26 protein-coding genes are annotated in these 25,981 nt (G+C 63.2%); 10 read left to right on the top strand and 16 right to left on the bottom strand.

Features of this window, described 5'->3' with window-relative positions; genetic code table 11:
• Window position 1: 1 nt before the first annotated feature.
• The 7 genes from rarD to cysS all read right to left on the bottom strand — a co-directional run bounded on the left by rarD (window position 2) and on the right by cysS (window position 6,641).
• Window positions 2–940, bottom strand: coding sequence for an EamA family transporter RarD (gene rarD, locus USDA257_RS04110; protein WP_014761623.1), 939 nt, complete (start codon window positions 938–940; stop codon window positions 2–4).
• Window positions 941–1,118: 178 nt separating this feature from the next.
• Window positions 1,119–2,735: a citramalate synthase gene (gene cimA, locus USDA257_RS04105; RefSeq protein WP_014761621.1), complete on the bottom strand. Its 1,617-nt coding sequence runs from the start codon at window positions 2,733–2,735 to the stop codon at window positions 1,119–1,121.
• 53 nt (window positions 2,736–2,788) lie between these two features.
• The gene (gene pip / locus USDA257_RS04100) at window positions 2,789–3,751 is read right to left on the bottom strand and encodes a prolyl aminopeptidase (protein WP_014761620.1); all 963 of its coding nucleotides are present in this window, start codon (window positions 3,749–3,751) and stop codon (window positions 2,789–2,791) included.
• The gene (locus USDA257_RS04095) at window positions 3,748–4,248 is read right to left on the bottom strand and encodes a GFA family protein (protein WP_014761619.1); all 501 of its coding nucleotides are present in this window, start codon (window positions 4,246–4,248) and stop codon (window positions 3,748–3,750) included. Before USDA257_RS04095 ends, pip begins: the two co-directional genes overlap by 4 nt.
• Window positions 4,245–4,724 (bottom strand): GFA family protein, encoded by a 480-nt coding sequence (locus tag USDA257_RS04090; RefSeq protein WP_014761618.1) that lies wholly within the window; start codon window positions 4,722–4,724, stop codon window positions 4,245–4,247. Before USDA257_RS04090 ends, USDA257_RS04095 begins: the two co-directional genes overlap by 4 nt.
• The gene (locus USDA257_RS04085) at window positions 4,717–5,202 is read right to left on the bottom strand and encodes a GFA family protein (protein ID WP_041413901.1); all 486 of its coding nucleotides are present in this window, start codon (window positions 5,200–5,202) and stop codon (window positions 4,717–4,719) included. The genes USDA257_RS04090 and USDA257_RS04085 overlap by 8 nt, the downstream gene beginning before the upstream one ends.
• A 38-nt stretch (window positions 5,203–5,240) precedes the next feature.
• Window positions 5,241–6,641 (bottom strand): cysteine--tRNA ligase, encoded by a 1,401-nt coding sequence (gene cysS / locus USDA257_RS04080; protein WP_014761616.1) that lies wholly within the window; start codon window positions 6,639–6,641, stop codon window positions 5,241–5,243.
• Between the two features lie 414 nt (window positions 6,642–7,055).
• On the opposite strand from cysS, the gene USDA257_RS04075 reads away from it, so the two are divergent.
• Entirely contained in the window at window positions 7,056–7,238 is a 183-nt protein-coding gene (locus tag USDA257_RS04075) for a hypothetical protein (protein ID WP_014761614.1), read from the top strand.
• Here USDA257_RS04075 and USDA257_RS04070 read toward each other — a convergent pair.
• Window positions 7,235–8,005, bottom strand: a complete 771-nt coding sequence (locus USDA257_RS04070) for an SOS response-associated peptidase (protein WP_041413900.1) — start codon at window positions 8,003–8,005, stop codon at window positions 7,235–7,237. The two genes, USDA257_RS04075 and USDA257_RS04070, sit on opposite strands and share 4 nt — an antisense overlap.
• A gap of 60 nt (window positions 8,006–8,065) precedes the next feature.
• Between USDA257_RS04070 and USDA257_RS04065 the strand changes: the two genes are divergently transcribed.
• From USDA257_RS04065 to USDA257_RS04030, 8 genes are all read left to right on the top strand, one after another.
• Entirely contained in the window at window positions 8,066–8,533 is a 468-nt protein-coding gene (locus USDA257_RS04065) for an NUDIX hydrolase (RefSeq protein ID WP_041414944.1), read from the top strand.
• A complete protein-coding gene (locus USDA257_RS04060; RefSeq protein WP_041413899.1) occupies window positions 8,533–8,973 on the top strand; it encodes a TIGR02301 family protein in 441 nt (146 codons plus the stop codon). Before USDA257_RS04065 ends, USDA257_RS04060 begins: the two co-directional genes overlap by 1 nt.
• Before the next feature lie 159 nt (window positions 8,974–9,132).
• Window positions 9,133–9,402: a hypothetical protein gene (locus USDA257_RS04055; RefSeq protein ID WP_014761610.1), complete on the top strand. Its 270-nt coding sequence runs from the start codon at window positions 9,133–9,135 to the stop codon at window positions 9,400–9,402.
• Window positions 9,403–9,416: 14 nt separating this feature from the next.
• Window positions 9,417–10,163, top strand: coding sequence for a hypothetical protein (locus USDA257_RS04050; RefSeq protein ID WP_014761609.1), 747 nt, complete (start codon window positions 9,417–9,419; stop codon window positions 10,161–10,163).
• A 169-nt stretch (window positions 10,164–10,332) separates the two neighbouring features.
• On the top strand, window positions 10,333–11,184 hold the full coding sequence (gene ygfZ, locus USDA257_RS04045) for a CAF17-like 4Fe-4S cluster assembly/insertion protein YgfZ (RefSeq protein ID WP_014761607.1): 852 nt from the start codon (window positions 10,333–10,335) through the stop codon (window positions 11,182–11,184).
• Window positions 11,181–11,789, top strand: coding sequence for a YfbR-like 5'-deoxynucleotidase (locus USDA257_RS04040; RefSeq protein ID WP_014761606.1), 609 nt, complete (start codon window positions 11,181–11,183; stop codon window positions 11,787–11,789). Before ygfZ ends, USDA257_RS04040 begins: the two co-directional genes overlap by 4 nt.
• A gap of 1 nt (window position 11,790) precedes the next feature.
• The gene (locus tag USDA257_RS04035) at window positions 11,791–12,330 is read left to right on the top strand and encodes a tyrosine phosphatase family protein (RefSeq protein ID WP_014761605.1); all 540 of its coding nucleotides are present in this window, start codon (window positions 11,791–11,793) and stop codon (window positions 12,328–12,330) included.
• Window positions 12,278–13,300, top strand: coding sequence for an NUDIX hydrolase (locus USDA257_RS04030; RefSeq protein WP_014761604.1), 1,023 nt, complete (start codon window positions 12,278–12,280; stop codon window positions 13,298–13,300). Before USDA257_RS04035 ends, USDA257_RS04030 begins: the two co-directional genes overlap by 53 nt.
• Before the next feature lie 93 nt (window positions 13,301–13,393).
• On the opposite strand, the gene USDA257_RS04025 is transcribed toward USDA257_RS04030, so the two are convergent.
• From USDA257_RS04025 to USDA257_RS03990, 8 genes are all read right to left on the bottom strand, one after another.
• A complete protein-coding gene (locus USDA257_RS04025) occupies window positions 13,394–13,912 on the bottom strand; it encodes a superoxide dismutase family protein (RefSeq protein ID WP_161623521.1) in 519 nt (172 codons plus the stop codon).
• Between the two features lie 116 nt (window positions 13,913–14,028).
• Window positions 14,029–14,931, bottom strand: a complete 903-nt coding sequence (nadC, locus tag USDA257_RS04020) for a carboxylating nicotinate-nucleotide diphosphorylase (RefSeq protein WP_014761602.1) — start codon at window positions 14,929–14,931, stop codon at window positions 14,029–14,031.
• 51 nt (window positions 14,932–14,982) lie between these two features.
• Window positions 14,983–16,581, bottom strand: a complete 1,599-nt coding sequence (locus USDA257_RS04015; protein ID WP_014761601.1) for an L-aspartate oxidase — start codon at window positions 16,579–16,581, stop codon at window positions 14,983–14,985.
• 116 nt (window positions 16,582–16,697) lie between these two features.
• Window positions 16,698–17,777 carry a quinolinate synthase NadA gene (nadA, locus tag USDA257_RS04010; RefSeq protein ID WP_014761600.1) on the bottom strand — a complete coding sequence of 360 codons (1,080 nt, stop codon included), beginning with the start codon at window positions 17,775–17,777 and terminating at the stop codon, window positions 16,698–16,700.
• A gap of 163 nt (window positions 17,778–17,940) precedes the next feature.
• On the bottom strand, window positions 17,941–19,173 hold the full coding sequence (locus USDA257_RS04005) for an MFS transporter (RefSeq protein WP_014761599.1): 1,233 nt from the start codon (window positions 19,171–19,173) through the stop codon (window positions 17,941–17,943).
• 114 nt (window positions 19,174–19,287) lie between these two features.
• A complete protein-coding gene (locus USDA257_RS04000) occupies window positions 19,288–20,139 on the bottom strand; it encodes an MOSC domain-containing protein (RefSeq protein WP_041414942.1) in 852 nt (283 codons plus the stop codon).
• 77 nt (window positions 20,140–20,216) lie between these two features.
• Window positions 20,217–20,873 carry an HD domain-containing protein gene (locus USDA257_RS03995; protein ID WP_014761597.1) on the bottom strand — a complete coding sequence of 219 codons (657 nt, stop codon included), beginning with the start codon at window positions 20,871–20,873 and terminating at the stop codon, window positions 20,217–20,219.
• Window positions 20,870–23,692: a DUF2339 domain-containing protein gene (locus USDA257_RS03990; protein WP_014761596.1), complete on the bottom strand. Its 2,823-nt coding sequence runs from the start codon at window positions 23,690–23,692 to the stop codon at window positions 20,870–20,872. The genes USDA257_RS03995 and USDA257_RS03990 overlap by 4 nt, the downstream gene beginning before the upstream one ends.
• A gap of 252 nt (window positions 23,693–23,944) precedes the next feature.
• On the opposite strand from USDA257_RS03990, the gene USDA257_RS03985 reads away from it, so the two are divergent.
• Window positions 23,945–25,948, top strand: coding sequence for a PhoX family protein (locus tag USDA257_RS03985; RefSeq protein ID WP_014761595.1), 2,004 nt, complete (start codon window positions 23,945–23,947; stop codon window positions 25,946–25,948).
• Window positions 25,949–25,981: the final 33 nt, after the last annotated feature.

The following is a 25,981-nucleotide window of genomic DNA, read 5'->3' as shown; positions in this document are numbered from 1 at the left end:
GCTATTCCGCAGGCGTCGGTTGTGCGGCGCGGCGCGCCCTGCTTTCGGCCAGCATCGCTCCCGAATAGACGATGAGCGCCGCCCAGATCAGCGCGAAGGCGATGAGTTTCGCGGCGCCGAAGGGCTCGTGGAACACGATGACGGCGATCACGAAGATCATCGTAGGGGCGATATACTGCATGATGCCGATGGTCGAGAGCCGCAAGAGCTTGGCGCCATTGGCATAGATCATCAGCGGCACGGCCGTGACGAGGCCGCAGGACAGAAGGAGGACGACGTCGGTCATGCCTGTGTCGCCAAAATGCCCCTGCCCCGTTGCTTCGAGCCAGATGATGTAGCCGATCGCCGGGACGCTGAGCAGAAGCACCTCGAGGAAAAAGCCCTGATTCGGCCCGATCGGCAGCGTCTTGCGGAAGAAGGCGTAGAAGCCCCAGGAGATACAGAGCCCGATCGAAACCCAGGGCAGGCCGCCGGCGTCGAAGGCGAGTACGGCGACCGCAAGCGCAGCGAGCGCGATCGCCACCATCTGCGTCGGACTCGGTCTTTCCTTGAGCAGGAGGGCCCCCAGGAAAATCGAGAACAGCGGGTTGATGTAATAGCCGAGTGCCGTCTCGATCGCCCGCCCGGCACCGATCGCCCAGACATAGATGCCCCAGTTGACCGTGATCAGGACGGCCGTGAGCGTCGCCATCTTCAGCATGCGCGGCGAACGCAACGCGGTCTTGATCTCCTGCGTGCGGCCGAGCCACAGAAGCACCAGGCCGGCGAGCGGGACAGACCAGACGATGCGGTGCGCGACGACTTCGGCCGCAGGGATGTGCGCCACGGCCTTCATGAAGAAGGGCAGGAAACCCCAGAGCAGGTAGGCTGTCAGCGCGAAGGCGAATCCTCTCGCGGAATCGGTATTCTCGGCGGGCTGTTTCGCGTTCGGCTCTGCCATGATCTTGATCCTGAAAATTCGACCGGAGCCAAGCGGGGGGTGCTCCGATTGCAATCGACGGCGAGTCATCAGCGGAGAACTGCCGTCCCTCCTTCTCGCGTCCTACTCCAACCATCGGTGATGCACCAATTCATTTCCGTGAACCGATGCATGAGCGACGCTGAACGTGGAGCTAGGGCTATTCGGCGGCAATAAGCCCGACCTGGTCGCGGTTCTTGAGCAGCTTGTAGACGATGCTGTCCATCAGCGCCTGGAAGGACGCATCGATGATGTTGTCGGAGACGCCGACCGTCCACCAGCGAGCGCCCGTCTGGTCCGTCGATTCGATCAACACGCGGGTGACCGCCCCGGTGCCGCCATTGAGGATGCGCACCTTGTAGTCGGCAAGTTCGAGATCGGCGATCTCCGACTGGAATTTGCCGAGATCCTTGCGGAGAGCAAGATCGAGCGCATTGACCGGACCATGCCCCTCGGCGACCGACATCATCACTTCGCCGTCGACGATGACCTTGACCACGGCCTCCGACACGGTCTTCAGATTACCGTTCGCATCGAAGCGGCGCTCGACCATGACCCGGAAGCTTTCCACATGGAAAAAGTCGGGCACGGTGCCGAGGATCCGGTTGGCGAGCAGCGTGAAACTCGCATCCGCTCCCTCATAGGCATAGCCTGTCGCCTCGCGCTCCTTGACGATCTCGATCAGCCTGTCGAGCCGCGGATCGTCCTTCGAGACGATGATGCCGCGCCGCTTGAGCGCGTTGATGAAGTTCGCCTTGCCGCCCTGGTCGGAGACCATGACCTTGCGCAGGTTGCCGACCGACTCGGGCGCGACATGTTCGTAGGTGCGCGGATCCTTCAGGAGCGCCGAGGCATGGATGCCGGCCTTCGTGGCGAAGGCCGAAGCGCCGACATAGGGCGCCTGCGGGTCCGGCGAGCGGTTGAGCAGTTCGTCGAAGGCGTGGGCAAGGCTCGTCAGTTCCTGCAGCCTGTCGGCGTCGATGGCGGTCTCGAAGCGCCCCGAATAGGTTTCCTTCAGCGCCAGTGTCGCAATCAGCGTCACCAGGTTGGCATTGCCGCAGCGTTCGCCGATACCGTTCAGTGTTCCCTGGATCTGCCGCACGCCGGCCTCGACCGCAGCCAAGGAATTCGCCACCGCCTGGCCCGTATCATTGTGCGCGTGGATGCCCAGATTGGCGCCCGGTACCCCGGACGCGATCACCGCCGATACGATCTCGCGGATTTCAGGCGGCTGCGTGCCGCCATTGGTATCGCAGAGCACCACCCAGCGCGCCCCGGCCTTGAGCGCCGCTTTCGCACAGGCGATCGCATAGGCCGGATCTGCCTTGTAGCCGTCGAAGAAATGCTCGCAATCCACCATCGCCTCACGGCCGGAGGCGACGACCGCCTCGACGGAGGCGCGGACATTCTCGAGATTTTCCTCGTTCGAACAGCCGAGCGCCACCTCGACATGGTAGTCCCAGCTCTTGGCGACAAGACAGATCGCATCGCTCTTGGCTGCGAGCAGCGCATTGAGGCCGGGATCGTTGGAAGCGGAGACACCGGCGCGCTTGGTCATGCCGAAGGCGACGAAGGAGGCCTTCTGCGTACGCTTCTTCGTGAAGAACCCCGTATCGGTCGGATTGGCGCCGGGATATCCGCCCTCGACATAGTCCATGCCGAATTCGTCGAGCATGGCGGCGATGGCGATCTTGTCCTCGACGGAAAAGTCGATACCGGGCGTCTGCTGTCCGTCTCGAAGCGTCGTGTCGAAGAGATAGATACGTTCCTTGGTCATGGCTCGGTCCAAAAATCAGGGTCTAGAATTCAGTGCGGGTTCTGGCCATCCCGCTATTCGGCCTTGCCGGCGAATTTGTCGGTCGCGCGAATCAGGCGATCGAGAATGCCCGGCTCGGAATAGGCGTGCCCTGCCCCCTCGATTAAATGGAATTCGGCCTCGGGCCAGGCCTTGTGCAACTGCCAGGCATACTTGGCCGGACAGGGCATGTCGTAACGGCCGTGCACGATGACGCCCGGAATGCCGTGCAGCTTGTGCGCATCGCGCAGCAATTGCCCCTCGTCCAGCCAACCGGCATTGACGAAAAAATGGTTCTCGATCCGCGCAAAGGCATCGGCAAACTCTTCTTCCTCGAAGCGGGTACTGGTCGCCGGCTCGGGCATAAGCGTTATCGTCTCGCCCTCCCAGATGCTCCAGGCCTTGGCCGCCGCAAGCCGCGTCGCACGGTCGTCGCTCGTCAAGCGGCGGTGATAGGCACGCATCATCTCATGGCGCTCTTCCGGCGGGATCGGGGCGACGAAGCGTTCCCACTTGTCGGGAAACATCTCCGAGACGCCGAACTGATAGTACCAGTCGAGCTCGGCCCTGGTGAGCATATAGACGCCGCGGACGACCAGTTCGGACACGCGCTCGGGATGCTTTTCGGCATAGGCAAGCGCCAGCGTCGAGCCCCAGGAGCCGCCGAAAACCAGCCATTTTTCAACGCCGGCGAGTTCACGCAGCCGCTCGATGTCGGCGACGAGATGCCAGGTCGTATTGGCCTCGATCCCGGCATGCGGGGTCGAATTGCCGCAGCCGCGCTGGTCGAACAGCGTCACATCGTACAGCGCCGGATCGAAGAGACGGCGATGGTTCGGCGAGATCGTGCCGCCCGGACCGCCGTGCAGGAACACGGCCGGCTTCGCCCCGGGCGTGCCGACCTTTTCCCAATAGATCACATGCCCATCGCCAACCGCGAGGTGACCCGAGGCATAGGGTTCAATTTCCGGATAGAGAGTTCTCGGTGCAGCACTCACGACAAGTTTTCCTCGGGTGGCCAGTGAACGGTATCGAAGTCGGGGTGTTGCCGGTTCGATTCAAGCACGCGCAGATGACGCTCGCCGGCCGCCGCGCTGCCATCGTCCGTGTCCCTTTCAAGAAGTCTTGGCAGGTGCGAAAACCAGATCATCCGCGACTCGACGCCGGACTGATAAATCGGTTGGACGTCATCGGGATCGTCGAGAGAACCGAGCGCGATGTTCAAGAAGCTGGCGTCGGGCATGTCGTAGAAGAGCGGCGTTCCGCAATTGCGGCAGAAGCCGCGCCGCACCAGATCCGAGGAACGGAACCAAGAAGGCTGGCCGCGTGTGATGCTGAAATCCTGGCGCGCGATATTGGCAAGCGGCAGAAAATAATTGCCGGCCGCCTTCTGGCACATGCGGCAGTGACAGATATGCGGATCGTCGAGCGTGCCCTCGGCACGGTAACGTACCTGACCGCATTGGCAGCCGCCCGTGAAGATGCGCCGGATCATGATGTCCACTGCCCTGCCGACGGCCACTGCTCCGTCTCGTGATCGGGATGCTGGAAGGAGATGATCCGCTCCTGGCGGGCATAGTAGTCCTGATCATCGTGGACCGGCTGATCGAAGATCGTTTCGACCCAAGGCAGGCGGGCCTGGTAATTGACCTGGATCTGCGGTGCGAGATCGGAGCGATCGTCGAAGGCGCCGATTGCGATTTCGAGACCGCCCGGATGGCGATAGGTCAGCGGGGTCCCGCATTTCGGGCAAAAGCCGCGATCGATATTGACCGAGGACTGGAAATAGCTCGGTTCGTCGCGCGTCCATTCGACCCCGTCCTTCGGTGCCGTCACCAAGGCCGAAAAGAACGACCCGAACTGCTTCTGGCACATCCGGCAATGGCAGATCGACGGGCGGCCGAGCGCGCCCCGAATGCGGAAACGGACCGAACCGCACTGACACCCTCCAGTTCGCACGGCGTCACTCATTGTCTCTCCTCCGGGGCCAGGTTTCGGTGTCATGATCGGGATGCTGATAGGAAACAAGATCGGCCAGGTAAGACGCCGCGTCGACGTCCGTCATCGTCTCCTCGCCGGGCAAGTTCGGCACGTGGTCGACATAGGGCAACTTCGCTTCCGTCCCCCACTGAATGGTCGGCGCAATGCCTTCAGGCCTGTCGAAAGCGGCAATCGCCAGCGCCATGCCGTCCGGCGCCTCGAAGGTGAGCGGTGTGCCGCAATCACCGCAGAAGCCGCGCCAAACCGCGTTGGAGGACTGGAACCGCTTGCGCTCGCCCCGTGTCCAGGCGACCTTCGCCTCGCGCACGGAAACGAGCGGCAGGTAAAAATTTCCGCTTGCCTTCTGGCACATGCGGCAATGGCAGACCGAGGCGTCGCCGAGCTTGCCCTCGATGCGGAAGCGGACCGCACCGCATTGGCATCCGCCGGTATGGATATCGTCAGCCATATCTTCCTCCTCGTCCGCAGGCGCCGCCGCGGCAATCGTCAGGTCTGTGACCGTTTCACTTCCCAGGTGGTGACCCGTTCGCCTGTTTCCGGATCCTTGCCGTCCTTGAGCTGGATGCCCCGGTCCAGGAGATCGGCGCGGATGCTGTCGGCTTCGGCATAGTTCCTCGCTTTCAGGAGTTCGAGGCGGGCACGCACGCGACCATCGATCTCCTGGACGACCGCTTCGTCGAGTTCGATCTCCTTCGGCAGCACGCCGATCAGCGCGGCGCTTGCGGCGAAGGCGCCGAGATACTGCGCATCCACCGACGCCTTCTGCGCCAAGGCGTGCAGTGCCTGGATCGCCGCGACGGTGTTGAGATCGTCCGCAAGCGCAGCCACGATGGCGGCGTCCGGCTCGCCCGTCGCCTCGCCGGGCACCGGCCATCTGGAGAGCAAGTGCTCGGCTTCCTCCAGCCGCTTGATCGAAAAATCGATCGGCTCGCGATAATGCGTCATCAGCATCGCCAGCCTCAGCACCTCGCCCGGCCATTTGCGGCGACCGAACTTCTCCGTGTGCAGGAGCTCGTAGATGGTGACGAAATTGCCTTCCGACTTCGACATCTTGCGGCCTTCGACCTGCAGGAAGCCGTTGTGCATCCAGACATTCGCCATGACATCCGTGCCGTGCGCGCAGCGCGACTGGGCGATCTCGTTCTCGTGATGCGGGAAGATCAGGTCGAGCCCGCCGCCATGGATGTCGAAGACTTCGCCGAGATAGCGGCCGCTCATCGCCGAGCATTCGATATGCCAGCCGGGCCGGCCGCGTCCCCATGGACTGTCCCAGCCGGGCTCATGCTCCTGCGAAAGCTTCCAAAGCACGAAATCGCCGGGATTCTTCTTATGCGCCTCGACCGCGACTCGCGCACCGGCCTGCTGCTCGTCCAGATTGCGTTTCGAGAGCTGACCGTAGTCCGCCATCGACCTCGTGTCGAAGAGCACTTCGCCCTCGGATTCATAGGCATGGCCCCTGGCTATGAGCTTCTCGATGATCTCGACCATCTCGGGGATGCTCTCGGTGGCGCGCGGCTGTACCGTCGGATCCAGGCAGCCGAGCACCGCGGCATCGTCGAGGAACTGCGTCTCGGTCTTCTCGGTGACGCGGCGGATCGCCTCGTTCAGCGGCAGGCCGGGGTAGTCGCGCAGCGCTCGCGCATTGATCTTGTCGTCGACGTCCGTGATGTTGCGCGCATAGGTGACATGGCTTTCGCCGAAGACATGGCGAAGCAGCCGGAAAAGCACGTCGAAGACGATGATTGGCCGGGCGTTGCCGATATGGGCATAGTCGTAGACGGTCGGGCCGCAGACATACATGCGGACGTTGTCAGGGTCGATCGGCCGGAAATCGGCCTTTTCCCGCGTCAGCGTGTTGTACAGCTTCAAAGTCGGCACTCCGCCCATCCCAACAATCTCCAAGTCGTATGCAACCGTAACACTATACGCCCGGGGCGGCCCGCACGTTTGTCATCTTGGATTTCGGGAGACGAAAACGGCCAGGCCAGCGGATCGCTAGCGAATAATCTTCCGGCAAATAATGCAGATAACCGTTTTCATGGCGATCCTTATCGCGCGTCGCATGGCGTCGGTCAAGAGGTCAGCCGCATGCAAGCAAAGGTGGGCGTGAACGCCAGAACCCGGCCATGGATTTGTCATGATTTGGCTTGACGGGATCGCCGGCGGGGAAACGTGATTCGGGCTGCAGTTCGTGCTGCATCGGATCCCGTGTTTCCCGCGGAACAAGGAGAAACGCCGTTTTCGGGCACAAAAGCGAAGACAAAGCGTTTCCGATCTAGGGAAGCATCAAGGAGACTGCAAATGAAACCCGCCAAGACGCCCGGCTCCACAACGTCCGGCTCCAAGCCAGCAGCAGCCGATCTCGTGGCGAAATATCGGCCGCTTGGCCTCAAGGCTGTGCTTGCCGCTGCACTACAGGCGAAAGCCAAACCTGCCGCCAAGAAACTCGCCAAGCGTCCGACGACAGGGCGGAGCTCGCTCTAAAAGAGGGTCAACTGTCCGTTGTCTTTCTCACGGTCCTCGGCGGGAGTTCTTTTCGCCGATGCGACGGGTGTTACTTCGTCCTGAAGGCCGGGGCCGACATTCGCGACCTTGTTGACCCTATCGGATACGGGTATCGCCTCGAAGAAATCCTCAGGCGCCGGAATCAGGAGGTCGGCGATGGCGCGCGGTTCCTGCGTCGTGCAGTCCAGCCAGCGGGAAAATTCCTCCGGCGGGATCACCACGGGCATGCGATCGTGGATGCGTCGGATCACCTTGTTCGCGCCGGTGGTCAGAATGGCGGCAGTGTCGACCTCCGATCCGTCGGCCGACGACCAGGTCTCCATGAGACCGGCGAAAGCAACGATGCCGCCCTTCTTCGGTCGAACCCAATAGGCCTGCGAGGCATCAGGGCTGCCTTTCGGCGGACGATGCCACTCGTAGAAGCCGGATGCTGGCACCAGAATGCGGCGGTGACGCATCGCGGCGCGGAAGGCGGCCTTCTCCGTCGCGGTCTCGGCGCGGGCATTGATGAGCAGCGGAAAGCTGCGCGGATCCTTCACCCAGCCCGGGGTGAAGCCCCAGCGGACGAGCATGGCCTTGCGATCAGGCAGGTTGCTGCCCGGTTCCGGCCGCTCGGAAGCGACGATGATGAGGATCGGCTGCGTCGGCGCGATATTGAACCTCGCCGGAAAGTCTTCCACCTTCAGCAGGCCAAACAGCTCCAACAGTTCTTCGGGGCTCGCCGTCAGCGCAAAACGTCCGCACATGGCATGGATGTGGCACTTCACGTAGGATGGGTCAACGACCATATGAATCTAGATCAGCAAATGACACGCCAGCCCCAACTTGCCTCCTCCGCCATTATCGAGCGGAATGGACGCTACCTGCTCGTCCGCCGGGCCAACCCGCCATCGGCCGACATGTATGCCTTTCCGGGCGGCCGCGCGGAGCCCGGCGAAACACCTCCGGAAACGGCCTTGCGCGAACTCGCCGAAGAGACCGGGATCTGCGGCCGCGATCCGGTGCTTTTCGAGACTTATGACCTTATCCCGAGCCAATCGGAGAGCCGGCATTTCCTGCTCTCCGTCTTCACGGTGGAGGCGGATCCGGATTGCGAGGCCATCGCTTCGGACGACGCGGCAGATGCCGGCTGGTTCACGCCGGAGGAGATCTTCGCCCTGCCCATTCCGGAGAGCGTCCGACATTGTGTGGAAAAACTGACCCGCATTCGGCCGTCGATCCGCCCGAGCCGCGACGCCCTTGCAAGCGGAGCCGATTCGGATTTGATGGACTGATGACCGTAGCGCCACTCCTATTCCGACTTCTCCTGACCGGCAACATGCTCGCGATCGCAGCAGGGGCTGCCGCGCAGGAGGCCTCCCCCGCCCCTCAGGAGCCGCAGGCCGCGCCGCCTGCCGTCGAAGACAAACCGCCTCCCTATGAGCCGCGCCTTGTCCGCCTGGCCGAAATCCTCGGGTCGGTTCACTATCTGCGCAATCTCTGCCTCGGCAAGCCTGAAGACGCCTGGCGCCGCTCGATGCAGGACCTGATCGACAAGGAGACCGCCGACGAGCCGAAGCGGCGCGAGCGCATGACGGCCGCGTTCAACCGCGGGTATAGAACCTTCGCCGCGGTCTATACGAGCTGCACGGAGCCCGCGACGATCGCCGAAGAGCGATACCGTGCCGAAGGTGCAACACTCGCATCCGAAATCGTCGCGCGCTTTGGAAATTAGGGATAAATTAACCTCTTTTTCCGCCCGCCCGTGTCGTTTCGGGAAAAGGCTGCTAAAGTCCGTTAAGAGAGTAGTAAGAAGTGACCGGCCTGTCTGTCCGTTCAGTTGCGGTTCAGCAGAGAGGCGCTAGGTTGGACAAGTGCACGTGATGGAAGCCGCATGGAACGAATGATGGAACCAAGCCTGACCGACATCGACGACATGATCGTTCATGAGAAAATGCAGGCGGCTCTGGAACACCAGAACGAAGCCTGGGCGGACGGCATGGCGGATGGGATCGAGCCGGAGATCATTGCCGACGCGGCAATTGCGTTGGCCATGCGCGAAACCATTCGGCTGCATGGCGAAGATGGCGCCGAGGTCATGCTGAATTCGCTTCGTGAGCGCATGCTCGCCGGAGAATTCTCGCCACAGCGCTCAATCCAATAGTATCAGGACTGCCCATGACCCGGAACCTTGCAGGCCGTGCCAGAGCGGTGCGCCTCGTCATGTTGTTGCTGGCGGGCGCCGTTCTCTATGTCCCAATGGCGGCTCCGGCGGCATTCGCATTGAGCGAATTGAAGGGCGCGCCTCGTCCCGCTCCCGCCGATAGTGCAGAGAACGCGACGCCGGCGGCGGCACCCGAGACCGAGTCGGAGGAGCCGCTCGAAATTCCGATGCCCGATCCGCTTGTCGACAAGTCCGCGACCGAGGCCAAGGATGCCGCGCCAGAAGTGGTCCAACCGGTCGAGGTTCTGACAGACGTCTCGAAAATTCCGGCGCAAGTCGCCCGCATGCGCGAACTGATCGTCGAGGCGGCCGCCTCCGGCGACATCGAGCGGCTTCGTCCGCTGCTTGGCAAGGGACCGACCCAGACCCAGGTAAGCGGCAGCGGCGGCGATGAAGACCCGATCGCAATTCTCAAAGGGTTGTCCGGCGACCAGGATGGCGTCGAAATCCTTGCAATCCTGCTCGATGTTCTTTCGACCGGCTTCGTCCATGCCGACAAGGGCACGCCGGAGGAGGCCTATGTCTGGCCCTATTTCGCCGAGAAGCCGTTGTCTTCCTTGACCCCTCCGGAGAAGGTCGACCTCTTCCGGCTGGTGACCGCCGGCGATTTCGCTGGCATGGAAGAATTGGGCAACTACAATTTCTACCGCGTTGGCATCGCGCCCGACGGCCAGTGGAAATTCTTCGTCGCCGGCGATTGACCGGCACGCTTGCCCTTCACCGGCGAAAATCCTACCTCTTCGACTACAGCGCCGTGCGGCTTTTCAGACGCACAAAGGCCGCGGTAGCATCTTTGAATTACTGCATCTTTTTCCTTAAATCGAATACGATTTAAGGAAGCATGCAGCAGAGAGAACGGGATTCGAAACCATGCCCAAACTTTGCCTCGACGACCGCGCGATCATCAGCGTTTCCGGCACGGATGCCGGCACGCTGCTGCAGAGCCTGGTTACCACCGACATCGGCGCGCTGGCTGAGGACGAAGTGCGGCCAGGGGCGCTGCTGACGCCGCAGGGCAAGATATTTTTCGACTTCCTGATCTCCCGCGATGGAGAGGCGTTGCGGCTTGAAACGTCCCTCGATCAAGTCGAGGCGCTGTTGAAGCGACTGACCATGTACAAGCTGCGATCGGCGGTGGAGCTCTCCCTTCTCACGCCGGCGCCGGTCGCAGTCGTTTTCGGGGAGGAGGACCGGCCCGAGGGCAGCTATCGCGACCATCGGTTCGAGAGGGCCGGGCTGCCCGTATTCCGTCTTTATCACGCAATAGCGGACGCTGAGGCCAGCATCGCCGACTACGATCGTCTGCGGATTGCGGCCGGTATCGCCGTCGTGAACCGAGACTACGCGCTGCAGGACGCCTTTCCGCATGACGTGCTGATGGATCTGAACGGTGGTCTCTCCTTCCGCAAGGGCTGCTATGTCGGCCAGGAGGTCGTCTCGCGGATGCAGCACCGGGGCACGGCGCGGCGCCGTGTCGTGATCGTCTCCGGCGAGGCCCCGCTCCCGCCGACGGGCACGAGCCTTACCATCAACGGGCGTCCGATCGGCGCGCTCGGCACCGTCCAGGACAAGGCAGCCCTCGCGATCGTGCGCATCGACAAGGCGGGCGAAGCGATCGCCAAGAGCGACCCGATCCTCGCCGGCGACGTGCCGGTCACCTTGACATTGCCCGGCTGGACGGGTCTTGCCTTTCCGGCCGAGGCGGACGAGGCGAGCGCATGATGAATGCGCGCGCGTGGCAGCGGATGCTTTCCGGTCGACGGCTCGATCTGCTCGACCCCTCGCCGCTCGACGTCGAGCTTTCGGATATCGCCCACGGCCTTGCCCGGGTGGCCCGCTGGAACGGCCAGACAGTTGGCGATCACGCCTTTTCCGTCGCCCAGCATAGCCTGTTGGTCGAAGATATCTTTCGCCGGACCAACCGTTGCAACGCGGGCGACTGCCTGATGGCGCTCCTTCACGATGCGCCCGAATATGTCATCGGCGACATGATTTCGCCGTTCAAGGCCGTGGTCGGCGGAGGTTACAAGGCGGTGGAGAAGCGGCTCGGAAGCGCCGTCCATCTGCGCTTCGGCTTGCCGCCCCATACCCCCAAGGAGCTCAAGGAGCGGATCAAGAAAGCCGACCGCGTCGCCGCCTATTTCGAAGCGACCGAACTTGCCGGCTTTTCACCGGAGGAGGCGCGCAAGTTCTTCGGCCAGCCGCGTGGCGTCACGCGCGAGACCCTGCTGATCGATCCCTTGCCGGCGGTCGATGCGCAGCGGCTTTTCGCCGCGCGTTTCACTTCGCTGGAAGCGGAGTGGACCAAAACGAGCCAGGAGGCCTGACATGGCAGGCATCGTCGTATCGCCGCTCGGCCGCATCGCAGAAATGGCCGTCCGCCACGGTTGCCGCGAGATGCTCAGCCTGGTGGCACGAGGACAGGATTTTCACCGACCGGGAGTGATCGACGCGACCAAGCACCTGACGATCGGCGTCAACGACATCAGCTTTGCCGGAACGGGGGATCTGATCGCGCCGCAGGAGGCACATGTCGCGCAGATCATCGACTTCGCCCGCAAGTGGGACCGCTCGCGACCGCTCCTCGTCCATTGCTGGATGGGGATTTCCCGCTCGCCCGCCGCGGCACTGATCGCAGCTCTCGCCGTCGCGCCGGACCAGGACGACGAGGCGCTCGTAAAACGCTTGCGGCTCGCCTCGCCCTTCGCGACGCCGAACACACGCATCATCGAGATCGGCGACGAGGCGCTGTCGCGGCAAGGACGGCTCGTCGCCGCGGTGCGGGCAATCGGCCGCGGTGCGGACGCCGACGGCAATGCGCCCTTCTTCCTGCGTCTTCTCCCGGAAAATGAGCGCTATGCACCCTGAAGGAGTGCCGGTCACCGTCGAGATTGGCCTCAACGCGGTCATCGTTGCCGTCGTCAACCGCAGTCCGCGCATCCTCGCGGTCAGCGAAACGGACGGCGACATGCGCGACAGCCTGCCCTTCGGCCCCTTCGATCCAGCCCGCCACCGCACTTTCGAGGCCAGCCTGCGCGCCCGCGTCGAAAAACGAACGGCGCTGAAGCTCGGCTATATTGAGCAGCTCTACACCTTCGGCGATCGCGGACGCCAGCGCCTGCCGGGTGAAGAAGGCAAGCACATGGTCTCCGTCGGCTATCTGGCGCTGACGCGCACCGACGCCGAAAACAACGAGAGATTGGCGGAAGCCGGCGCCCATTGGCGGGACTGGCACGGCTATCTGCCTTGGGAAGATTGGCGGCACGGACGTCCTGCCGTGCTCGACCAGACGATCCTGCCTGCACTTGCCCGCTGGGAAGCCGGCCTTGCCGGCGACGAGAAATCCGCTGCGAGTGCGCAACGCCGATCGCGCGTGCGGCTGGCCTTCGGGCTCGACGATTTCCCCTGGGACGAGGAGCGCGTGCTGGAACGCTACGAACTGCTTTATGAAGCCGGGCTGGTGCGCGAAGCGGTGATCGACGGCCATGGCCGCGAACCCGACACGCCGGCGGCCGGGCTGGCTATGCGGCACGACCACCGCCGCATCGTCGCGACCGCCGTCGCCCGGCTGCGGGGCAAGATCAAATACCGGCCGGTGGTCTTCGAATTGATGCCGCCGGAATTCACCCTTACCGACCTTCAGGCAACGGTCGAGGCGATCTCCGGCCGCCATCTGCACAAGCAGAACTTCCGCCGGCTGGTCGAGGGCGCGGAACTCGTCGAGCCGACCGGAGGAACCCTTGCCTCCACCGGCGGCCGGCCGGCTGCGCTTTTCCGCTTTCGCCGACAGATTCTCGACGAGCGCCCTGCCCCGGGGCTCAAGGTCGGCGGACGATGATCCTAGGCGCGCCGCATTCACGAGGCGCGCTTTAGGTCCTTGTTTTTATGCATGGCTCTATCCCAAAACCGCTGCAGACTTTTGGGTGATGCACTATTTAATCACGGCGCAGGCGAGCCGGTCGCCGGCATCCCCTGCCGGCTGGCTGCGGTTGTCGTCCGAACGCGCATGGATAACCAGAGCACGTCCGCGAATGGCCGTTGCCTTGTCGTCGAGCGAGACGAAGCTGCTGAACAGCTGGGCGCGCAAGACGCCGTCCGCACCCACATATTGATTGGGCATGTCGCCGGCATGCGGACCATGGGCAGCCAGGAAGCCGTGCTCCGCGCCTTCGTCTCGGCCGACAAAATGCTTGCCGGCAGATTCGAAGCCGCCCGCGACGTCGCAACGTCCCGTTTCATGAACATGGAAGGCCACCCACGTATCCTTGGGTAGGCCGCTGACCTCCATCTCGATCAGCACACCCTTGCCGCCGGACGTCAACGTGGCCCGTCCGGTGTCCGTGCCGTCCTTGCCGACGAATTCCGCCGTCGCTGTCTGCGATGACTGTTGTGCGAAGGCAGCGACCGCCAGTCCCACGGTGGCGGCGAGCGCGATTATCACCCTGATCATCATCGTTCTCTTCCTCGCTGTCGGTTTGAGGAGCAACGCGCGGTTGCCTATCTCGTTCCCACGACAATTCCGGAGATGCGGCGCTGGGCGAGTTGAAATGGCCTGCTGGAGGAGCGTCAGATCGAAATATCGAGCCCGATGTCGAGCGTCGGCGCCGCCATGGTGATCTTCGACGTTGAGATGTAATCGACGCCGGACTCCGCGAGCGCGCGGATCGTCTCGATCTTGACATTGCCGGACGCCTCCAGCCGAGTGCGGCGCAGGTCACCCGCATAGGAGGCGGCGCTCAAGCCCCAATGTTCGGCATTGACGGCCACGGCCTCGCGCAACAGCTCCGGGCCCATATTGTCGAGCAGGATGACGTCGGGTGCGGCGGTGAGTGCTTCGCGCATCTGGGCTAGCCCGTCTACCTCGACCTCGACCTTGACCAGATGGCCGCAATAGGCGCGGGCCGCACGGATGGCGCCGGCAACGCCGCCGGAAACAGCGATATGGTTGTCCTTGATCAGCACCGCGTCATCGAGGCCGTAGCGATGGTTGGAGCCGCCACTTAGCCGAACGGCGTATTTCTCGAGCGCGCGAAGGCCGGGAATGGTCTTGCGGGTGCAGCAGACCTTGGCCGCCGTGTGGCCGATTTCGTCGGCGAACTTCGCCGTGTAGCTGGAAATCCCCGAGAGGTGCATGAGGAAGTTGAGGGCGACGCGCTCGGCTGAAAGCACGCCCCGGGCCCGGCCGGAGATCCGCGCAACCGTGATTCCCGGTGCGACGCGATCACCGTCGGCAACCAGCGCTTCGAAGCGGATCGAAGGATCGACGAGGCGGAAGGCGGTGCGCGCCAGCTCCATGCCGGCAATGACACCCGCTTCGCGCGCGCTCATATTTGCGGTCGCCGTCATGTCCGGTCCGATGGTCGCCAAAGTCGTAATGTCGCCGGCTCGGCCGAGGTCTTCCAGGAGCGCGGTTTTCACCTGCTCCTCGACCAGGAGGGCGGGCAGTTCCGGACGTAGGGCGACTGTCATGATCTTCTTTCCAATTTCCCAATTGTCTCCGCGGCAGAGGCGGCAGCGGCATCAAGCCGGTTCTGCCGCAGCTGCCTCGGCGGCAAGGCGCTCCGCTTGCGCCAGCGTCAGATAGGTGCGCCGCTGCCATTCCGGACGCTCGATCGGGCAATCGGCGCGGAAATGCCCGCCGCGGCTTTCGGTGCGCTGCAGGGCGGCGACCGCGATGAGCTTGGCCGTTGTGATGATATTGGCGAAGCGCAAGCGCGTATTGACCCTCTCCAATTCGGCGATCTCGCGGATCGCTTGCAGCAGGCCTTCTCGCGTACGCACGACGCCGACACATTCGCTCATCACGCCGCGCAGTCGCTGGAAGGGCGGGCTGTCCTCTACCGTCACCGGATCGTCGTTTTCGCCGGCATTGTCTCCCCATTCCGTGAGCTTCGGAGTCGGGAGCGTGCCCTTGATGTTTTCGGCAATCCGCGCCGCGAAGACCACCGCCTCGAGCAGGGAGTTGGAGGCAAGCCGATTGGCGCCATGGACGCCGGTCGAGGTCACTTCGCCGGCGGCCCACAGGCCGTCGATCGAGGTGCGGCCCTCCCCGTCCGTCAACACACCGCCCATGTGGTAGTGGACCGCCGGAGCGACGGGGATCGGTTGCTTCACCGGATCGATTCCAGCTGCAATGCAGGAAGCATAGACGGTCGGGAACATGTCCGGGAAATGCTTGCCGATCGCCTTGGTGCAATCGAGGAATGCGCCGCGCCCGGCCTTGACCTCGTCAAACACGCCGCGGGAGACGACGTCGCGCGGTGCAAGCTCGCCATCCGGGTGGATGTCGAGCATGAAGCGCCGGCCCTTCGTATTGACGAGGATCGCGCCGTCGCCGCGCAAAGCCTCGGTTGCGAGCGGTGCCGGATCCTTGCCGATGTTGATCGCCGTCGGGTGGAACTGGACGAATTCCGGATCGGCGATGATCGCGCCTGCGCGCGCGGCCATGCCGACGCCCTGGCCGCAGGCTTCCCACGGATTGGTGGTGACGGCGTAAAGGTGGCCGAGGCCGCCGGAGCAAAGCACGACGGCGCGTGCCGGGAAGGATACGCGGGTCTTCGACTGGCCGGCATCCGGGCGCGCGACGACTCCGGAAATGAAGCGTCCCTCGCGCACCAGTTCCTCGACGACATAGCCTTCTATGACGCGGATCGATGGCGTGCTGCGTACGGCGGCGATCAGCGCCTCCATGATCGCCTTGCCGGCCATGTCGCCCTTGACGCGCACGATGCGCCGCTCGGAATGCGCTGCCTCGCGCGACAGGACCAGCTTGCCCTCGAGATCCCGATCGAAGGGGACGCCATATTCGAGAAGGTCGTGGATGCGCGCCGGCCCCTCGGCGACCATCATCCGGGTCATCTTCTCGTCGACGATGCCGGCGCCGGCGGCCATCGTATCGGCAACATGCTTTCCGAAGGTGTCGCCGGTGCTCATCGCCGCGGCAATCCCGCCTTGGGCCCAGGCGGAGGAGGCGCCGTGGCCGATCGGCGCGGCGGCCAGAATGGTGACCGGACGCGGCGCCAGCTTCAGCGCGCAGAAAAGCCCGGCAAGGCCGCCGCCGACGATGACGATGTCATCGATCCCGTTGAAGGATTGCGGGCGGAAATGGTCGGTCAGCATGGCTCGGTAACTCCTCCAACGGCCTTGCATGAGCGCCGGGCGAAAGGCCCGGCCATGTCAATTTGAACGGGATGCGAGCTGAAAACCGCGCGCAGTTTTCCTCATTCCGCTCGAGATTACTGCTTGAGGTTCACCATGCGCTCGACGGCAAGGCGCGCGCGGTCGGCGATCGCCGGATCGACCAGAACCTCTTCCGTCATGTTGAGCAGGCTGTCGAGGATTTTCGGCAGCGTGATGCGCTTCATGTGCGGACAGAGATTGCAGGGCTTGACGAAATCCACGCCTTGCACCTCCGCCTGGATATTGGACGCCATCGAGCATTCGGTGACGAGCAGCACGCGCTGCGGCCGCTTGTCCTTGACATAGTTGATCATGCCCGAGGTGGAGCCGGAGAAATCGCAGACTTCGATCACGTCCGGATGGCACTCTGGATGGCCGATGATCTCGATGCCCGGATTGGCATCCTTGTAGGCGAGCAGCTCGGCCGCCGTGAAGCGCTCGTGCACCTCGCAATGACCCTTCCAGGTCAGGATCTTCTTGTTGGACTGGCGCGCGACGTTCATCGCCAGATATTCGTCCGGAATGCAGAGCACGGTGTCGGATTCAAAACTTTCGACGACGGCGAGCACGTTGGACGAGGTGCAACAAATATCCGTCTCCGCCTTCACATCCGCCGAGGTGTTGACATAGGTGACGACCGGCACGCTGGGATAGCGTTCCTTAAGCAGCCGCACATCCGCGCCGGTAATCGACTCGGACAGGGAGCAACCGGCCTTGGCGTCGGGAATCAACACGGTCTTTTCCGGATTGAGCAGCTTCGACGTCTCGGCCATGAAGTGCACGCCGCACTGGACGATGATCTCGGCATCGACCTTGGTGGCGTCGCGGGCGAGTTGCAGCGAATCGCCAACGATGTCGGCAACGCAGTGAAAGATGTCCGGCGTCTGGTAATTGTGCGCCAGGATGACGGCGTTGCGCTCCTTCTTCAGCCGGTTGATCGCATGCACATAGGGTGCATAGGCCGCCCACTCGATTGCCGGAATGAAGTCCTTGACCTTCTCGTAGAGGTGCTCGGTCTCACGGGCAACCGCCGGTGTAAAGGCGAGGTCCGGCCTTTCCATGACACCGTAGCGCGCCGCGGCACTCAGGAAAGCCGGGGCAGCTGTTGCGCCCGCGCGAAGGTCAAGACTGGTCATCGAGATCTCCTCTCTCGCCGTTTCCGGCCACCTTTATGCTCAAAGTGAGCATAATTAGGTCAAAACAAAAGCGGCTGAGCCGCGGCGACTGATTTAGAAAGTTTTGTGACAGATTTCAAGGCTGATGCGCCCGACAAATCGTCGGACGCATCGAACTTATCTCTCAGGCCAAGGCCGGGCGAGCGACGCCCCGCTCCTCGATCGGCCAATGGACGATGGCCGCAAAGATGCCGAGCGCGACCCCCAGCCACCAGACCGGATCGTAGGATCCCAAGCGGTCATAGAGATAGCCGCCCATCCAGACGCCGAGGAAAGAACCGACCTGGTGCGAGAGGAAAACGATGCCGCCGAGCAGACCGAGGTGCCGCGTGCCGAACATGATCGCTACCAGCGCGTTGGTCGGCGGAACGGTCGACAGCCACAAGAGGCCCATAACGATCGCGAAGATGACCACAGAGGTCGGCGACTGGGGCAGAAGCAGGAACGCCGCTACGGCAACCGAGCGACCCAGGTAGATCCACACAAGGAAATACGGCTTCGAATAGCGTTGGCTGATGAAACCGGCCGACAGCGAACCGATGATGTTGAAGAAGCCGATCAGGGCGAGCGCGATCACCGCATAGCGCGCATCGATGCCGATGTCGCCGAGATAGGCGGGGAAATGCGCGGTGATGAAGGCGACCTGATAGCCGCAGACGAAGAAGCCGGAGACGAGCAGCAGATAGCTCCTGTGTCCGAGAGCTTCCTTTATGGCCTCGCCGACGGTCTGCTTGGACAGCGCTTCGGAATGCCGCCCGGACATGGCATTGCCGCGCAACGGAAGGGCGAAGAGCGGCACGAGCAGCATCAGGAAGCCGAGATAGACGAGACTGTCGGACCAGCCATAGGCGGAAATGAGCCCCTGGCTCAGCGGCGCGAACAGGAACATGCCGGCCGATCCCGCCGCCGTACCAATGCCGAAGACGAACGAACGGTGATGAGGCGCGACATTGCGCGCAAAAGCCGAGAGCACGATGCCGAAAGAACCGGAGGCAACGCCGAGACCGACGAGCACGCCGCCGCCGACATGCAACCAGATCGGCGCATTGGCGTAGGCCATGATGAACAAACCGCTGGAATAGAAAAGACCGGACAGCGCCAGCATGCGCCAGGTGCCGAACTTGTCAGCCAATGCCCCGAAGAACGGCTGGCCAAGGCCCCAGCAGAGATTCTGGATGGCCATGGCAAGACCGAAGGTCGTTCGATCCCAGCCGGTGTCGGCGAGCATCGGCAATTGGAAGAAGCCCATGGCCGAGCGGGGACCGAAGGTCAGCATGGCGATCATGGAACCGGCGGCGATGATCAGCCAAGGCAGGTGATCAGTGGAATGCTTGGCGGGTGGGGTGGCAGCGGACATAGGAAGCTCCTATTTTTTTGAGGGCCATCCTATTGCGGCGCACAATCTGCGCAAAGCCAAATTTATTGACGATACAATCACAGGAATTGATGGCCGCGAGGTCGTGGCTGCGGCTCAACCGATGCTGCGTATCTTCATCGGCCAGCGTTCGGTACGCCGGCGAACCACCCTCGCCTCGTCGCCGATCCTGACGATCCCCTCGCCCCTTGGCACGGCATTCCAGCCGAAGAGCACGCCCGGCACGCGGCGATCCGCGGACATGCGCTTTTCCGCAAGCCCCTGAATCGGATTGCCACCAATGCGTTCACCGGTCATCTGGTCCTGAGTGGTCATGATGCATCGAGCGCAGGGCTTGACGAGATCGAAGGTGATGCCGGCGATCTCCACGCTTTCCCACAGGTCCTCCGCCCAAGGCTCCTCGCAGTCGATGAGGATGTTGGTGCGGAAGCGCTCCATGCCGACCGGCACTTGGTCCTTCTCGACGAGGGTTCGATTGAGATCGACTAACGAACCGGTCGTCGTGATCAGCACCGGGAAGCCGTCGGCAAAGCCGACCGGCGCCGCGATACCGGCCCATTCGGCGCCAACGAAGCGCTCGGCCTCCTCGTCCATATGCACGAGCTTGACCGGACGCCCGAACCAGGCCGACAGCTCCTCATTCACGGCGTCGTCGGCAACGGCTGCATTCACGTCGCTTGACCAGACCCGGACAGCGAGCCGGCTATCCGGATCGAAGCGGACGGAGATTTCGTTGCCATGCATCTTCAGTTGAACGCCGCCGTCGATATGTGTCGCTTCGACCTGGGCCAGCGCCTGCAACTCGCGCTGGGTGATGAACTGGCCATCGGGCTCGACGACCATGAATCGCCGGTCGCCTGCCAACCCGTCGAGATTGACCGTCACGGCCGTTTGCGGCACGGCGCGACCGCTTTTCAAGGGGTGGATATTGAGGCCGGTGACTTTCATCGCGTTTTCCAAGTTCAGAGATCGATTCAGGTCGCTCGCGATCCGATTCATCGCGTGGCTGCAACATGCTGAAACAGTTAGATTTCATCGAGCAGCATGGCAAGCACGCCGCGCAGCCGCGTTTGTCGCTCCAGCGCCAGGCGACGCCCTGCAGCAGTCTGGAATCCGTCGACGAGACGGAAGAGCTTCGTTTCGAAGTGGTCGATCGCAAAGGCCTTGTCGTCGAGCGGCCTGTCCTCGGCCAAGGGATCGAGCGGGTCATAGAGGCCGCTTCCCATACGACCGGCAATGTAGAAACAGCGCGCGGCGCCGACCATGCCAATGGCATCGAGCCGATCCGCGTCCTGCAGGATCTTCGCTTCAAGCGTCTCGGGCGCCATGTTGGCCGAAAAGCTGTGGGTCAGAATGGCATGGGCAACAGCAGAAATTTCCAGCGTACGCCAGCGCAAGCCGTCCAGAATCTGCCATGCCTTTTCGGCGGCCAGCCGCGATGCGCCTGCCCGCGACGGCGAATTCTTCGCGACGGCGACGCAATCGTGCAGCAGGACGGCGGCCGCGAGCTGGCGGCTGTCGCCGCCCTCCTCCGCCTGTATGCGCGCCGTGTTCTTCCAGACGCGGATGAGGTGGGCGGCGTCATGGGAGCCATCGTCGCCGGAGAATGCATGCGGCAGAAGCTGGCCGGCAAGCTCGTCATGCGGCGCGAAGGCGGCGGCCAGTTCGTGAAGGCGCGTCATGCTTGGCTCGCTCCCTGTTTTGGCTCTGCCGCAGTCGCGATCGATCCGGGCGGATCAACCGAACCGTTCCCGCTGCTCGAGAGTATCTTTTGGTAGAAAAGCCCGATGCCGATCAGCACGCCGCCGAGGCCGATGAAGGAGAGTGCCCGCAGGAAGCCCTCGAGATTCGACATATCGACGAGAAAGACCTTGAGCACGGCAATGAAGACCAGAACGGCCGAGGCGATGCGGATGCTCTTTGCGTTGAAGCGCGAGCCCGCCACGAGGAGCAGAACGCCGAGCACCAGCCAGACCACCGAATAGGTGTAGGTCTCTCCTTGCAGGAAGCCTTTCCAGTCGGCAACGCTCTCCCCCTGCCAGAAGCGGCGCACGCTCAAAGTCGCCCAGCCGAAGGCAAGCACCGCGCCGCTCACCGCAAGCGCCATGACATAGGCCTGCGGGCGCCTGCCGCGCGCATACCAGGCGAGGCCTCCATAGCCAATGGCGGGCAGCAGATAGCCGATGAAGAGCAGGTCGAAGAAAGGAATGCTGCCGAGCAACTCGCCGCTGAAATAAGGATTCAGCCCCACGAGATGTGCCGAGAGCACCGACAGCATCGAGAGCACGCCGAGGACCATGCCGCCATAGCGGAACACCGGGCTTGGCGATCTCCCGTCGAGCGTCATGAAGATGCCGGAGGCGCCGATGGCAAGCAGCGTATAGATCGCCTGCTCGCCGAGCGTTGGAACGGAACTGTCGAGCACGCCGCCGTTCATCGCATGGCGAACGAGAATCGCGAGCGTCAGGAGCACGAACAGGCTTGCGAGCGCCTGCAGCAGGTTGCGTACGCGGGGATCCGGTGAAGCACGAAGGAAATAGGCGCAGAAGACGAGCAGCAATGCCGGAATGCCGTAACCCGGCAGAAGCGCATTGAAGACCGGCGTTGTCCCCAGACTGCCGGGGCCGACGATTGTTGGCTCCCAGGCAATCCGCGCCAGGACGACGATGGCGGAAGCGACTGTCACCCAAGGCAGAACCGGCCAGGAGCGGACACGCGTTGCAAAAGTGTACCCCGTGCCGAGAAGCGCGATAGCAAGTGTCGTGACCAGCCCGTCCGTCCAAGCATGCAGGCCGATGACCACGAGGCCGAAGGAGCCCAGCGCCAGAAGACCGGCGGCAAGATCGACTTCCGCCGTTTCGGCGTAGCGGCGGGAGAGCCACTCGACGAGGGCAAGGAGGAACAGTCCGCCCGCAAAGGCGGCAAGCCCATGCGGCAGGTCAAAGGCCAAATTACCCGTCATCAGGAACGACATGCCGATGAGGGTGCCCGGCACGACGGCAGCGATGCCGGCCCAAAGAATCGCAAAATGTCGCTGTTCGGCGAGCCGCGAAAGCACGGCCGACGCAAGCAGGAGGAAAAGTGCCGCCAGGATCATCGCCGTCAGCATGGCCGTCCGGCCGGGAACGACAATCTCCGGCGTCGCCAGCGTCGGGTCGAGATAGGCGAATATGCCGCTAAGCGCGGTCAGGGTCCACGTGCCGGCGATGGCGCCGAAGGCCGCAAGCAGCGCGGGGTAAGCGGCCGTTTGCCTCAAGGCACCGTGGGCGCCAAGGGCCGCGATGACGATCACGAACTCGGCGATCGGGAAGCGCGCAGCCTCGAGCGCCGGACTGATGAACAGGAGCGAGAGCATTGTGGCCACAATCGCCGCCGAGATCGAGATCGCTGCATGGGGCGGCGTGAACAGTCTTTCCCAACGCCCGGCTACGATTGGTGCGCTTTGGCCCGTCTCCACTGCGACGGCTTCGCGCCGCAAGCTGCCTGGCCAGATCAGGGCCGTGCCGGCAATCATCACCAGCAGGCACACCATCACCGGCATTGCCTGAAACGGTATCGTTGAACCGACGAGATAGGCGAGACCCCAGAGGCCCACTCCCACATTCGACAATGTCGGCACCACTGTCCATTGGCGAACACGCGAAGCGGAAATCGTCGCAAACCACGCGATCGCAAGGAAGTTGAACAGCACCCAGGGGCTCGGGTTGTCGGTCGAGACGAACAGGGGCGTCAGAAGCGAAGCGAGAAGGCCCAGTCCGGCGAGCGCCTGACCGTGTAGCAGCGACAGGGCGACCGTCGCCAGCGAAATCATGGCCAGCAGCACGAAGGCGATCGTCGTGCCGATGAACCCATAGATGCCGTAGGCGGCATAAACGACCCCGAACAGCGTGACGGCGCCGGCTGCGGTCAAGACCCCCGGAATCATCGCATTGTGGAACCGATCGGCAATCGTCGGCACCGCCCGACGCCGGATCACTTCGCCGGCGACGCCGAGCACCAGACCGAACACCGCTGCCAGCGACAGGCGGACCACCGGGCTCAAAAGCCCAGCATCGATCGAATACTGCACCAGGAAAAAGCCGCCGAGCGCCAGCGCAAGCCCGCCGACCCAGACCGGCCAGCGCCCGCCGATCCGGCTCTCAAGGCTCTCCGCGGGCCGCGCGGCAACAGGCGCGACGTCGGCAGGCGCACTGCTTGCCTCCGTCCCGGCGTCCTCTGTGCCCGCCGGGGTGCTGCCGAAGATACGGGCCCCCTCGCGTGCCTGCGACCACGGCCCCTGGACCGCCTGTTCCCCGACCTCGGGCACGGTCGGAACCTCAGCCTCCTTGCGCTCGGAGGCCGCAAGTTCCGGCACTACCTCTGCAGGGCCTTGTTGAGCGAGCCGGGCGATCTCCGCCTTGAGGCTCTCGATTTCGGCGTCGAGCCGGCCTGCGGTCCTGCGGCCGCCGAGGAAGGCGGCCAGTGCCACGGCAAAGGCAACAAGGGCGATAAGCTCAAGCATGGGTCCCCCGACACCACGACGACAGTGAACGATTCGCACAAGTTACCCCGGAATGCCAGCGGAGACATCCCGCTTGAATACCCTCGTCCTCGCAACCACAGGTCTTTGGCGGAGGGATAAGTATTCCTAACGGGCAGAGGAGCCGTAATCTCTTCATCGAACTGTCGCAGAACTGTCATGAGCTAGCTGATAGAGCGACGATGGACGCCGGCCACCAACGGCGCCTCTATCGTCCTCAAAGGGGAGAATGACATGGACAAGCATCTCGGCTCGACGGAAGAAACCGAATTCAGGACGCTGACGGAACGCAGGGAGGAACAGGAGGACATCGGCCAGAACTGTTCCACCAATCCGACCATGGGCGACATCATCAATCGCCGCTTCTCGCGCCGGTCGTTCCTTGGCGGATCGCTCGCGGTGGCGGCCATTTCCACGACGGTCAGCCCGCTTGCGCTGCTCTCGGCCGACGAAGCACGGGCCAGCGGCAGCGCCTCGCGCTTCGGCTTCAAGGAGATCGAGGCCGGCGTCGACGAGACGCATCACGTCGCCGAAGGATACGACGCCGACATCCTGCTGCGCTGGGGCGACAAGATCTTCGCCGACAGCCCGGAATTCGATCCGCTCAAGCAGACGGCCGAAGCGCAGAACCGCCAGTTCGGCTACAACAACGATTATGTCGGCTTCATCCCGCTCGACGGCAGTCCGGACCACGGCCTGCTGGTCGTCAACCACGAATACACGAATGCCGAGATCATGTTCCCCAACTTCGCGCGCGTCGAAAAAGTGACGGAGGACGGCAAGGAGGAAGACAAGGTCGTTCTCGGCGAATACACCAAGGAACTGGTCGACATCGAAATGGCCGCCCATGGCGGCACGGTCATCGAGATCCGCAAGGTGGACGGCAAATGGCAGCCGGTTCTCGACGGCAAGTACAACCGCCGCATCACGGTCAACACCGAGATGCAGCTTTCCGGTCCGGTGGCCGGCCATGACCGCGTAAAGACCGCCGCCGATCCGACCGGCAAGAAGGTCTTCGGCACCATCAACAATTGCGCCGGCGGCGTTACCGCCTGGGGCACCTACATGATGGCCGAGGAAAACTTCAACGGCTATTTCGGCGGCGAACTCGCCGAGGATCATCCGGAATTCAAGCAGCTGAAGCGCCTCGGAGCACCGGGCGGCCAATATGAATGGTCGAAATTCTACGATCGCTTCGACGTATCGAAGGACCCGAACGAGGCGAACCGTTTCGGCTGGGTCGTCGAAGTCGACCCGATGGACCCGACCTCCGTGCCGAAGAAGCGCACCGCCGTCGGACGCTTCAAGCATGAGGGCTGCGAATCGATCGTAAACAAGGACGGCCGGGTCGTCCTCTACAGCGGCGACGACGAGCGTTACGACTATGTCTACAAGTTCGTGACCAAGGGAACCTACAACCCGAACGACCGCGCCGCCAACTTGGACCTCTTCGACGACGGCACGCTCTACGTGGCGAAATTCGACGAGGACGGCACCGTCACCTGGATGCCGGTCGTCCACGGCGAAGGCCCGCTGACGGCCGAGAACGGCTTTGCCTCGCAGGCCGACGTGCTGATCAATACCCGGCTTGCCGCCGATGCGCTCGGCGCGACCAAGATGGACCGGCCGGAAGACATCCAGCCGAATGCCAAGACCGGCAAGGTCTATGTCATGCTGACCAACAATACCAAGCGCAAGGAGGACGAGATCGACGCCGCCAATCCGCGCGCCAAGAACGCCTTCGGCCACATCGTCGAGATCACCGAAACCGACGGCGATTTCGCATCGACGAAGTCCAAGTGGGATGTTCTGCTGAAATGCGGCGATCCGAGCGTTGCCGACGTCGGTGCCTCGTTCTCGACGGCGACGACGAAGAACGGCTGGTTCGGCATGCCGGACAATTGCGCCATCGATGCGGACGGCCGCCTGTGGGTATCGACCGACGGCAACAACGAAAAGGAGACGGGTCGCACCGACGGTGTCTGGGCGATCGATACGGAAGGTGAGGCCCGCGGCACGTCGAAGCTGTTCTTCCGGGTTCCGGTCGGCGCCGAAATGTGCGGACCGAGTTTCAACCCGACGAGCGACACCTTCTTCCTTGCCGTGCAGCATCCCGGAGATGCCGGCCTCGCCACTTACGAGAAGCCGGCAACGCGCTGGCCGGACTTCCGCGACGACATGCCGGTTCGCCCGGCCGTGGTCGCAGTGACCAAGCAGGGCGGTGGCAAGATCGGCTAAGGCGGGGTTTCTCGCTGATTGCAGGCGCCGCAT

This window comes from Sinorhizobium fredii USDA 257 (genome assembly GCF_000265205.3).
Taxonomy (GTDB): domain Bacteria; phylum Pseudomonadota; class Alphaproteobacteria; order Rhizobiales; family Rhizobiaceae; genus Sinorhizobium; species Sinorhizobium fredii_B.
Note: the sequence above shows the minus strand (reverse complement) of the source record. Positions and strands in the feature narration are given on the sequence as shown.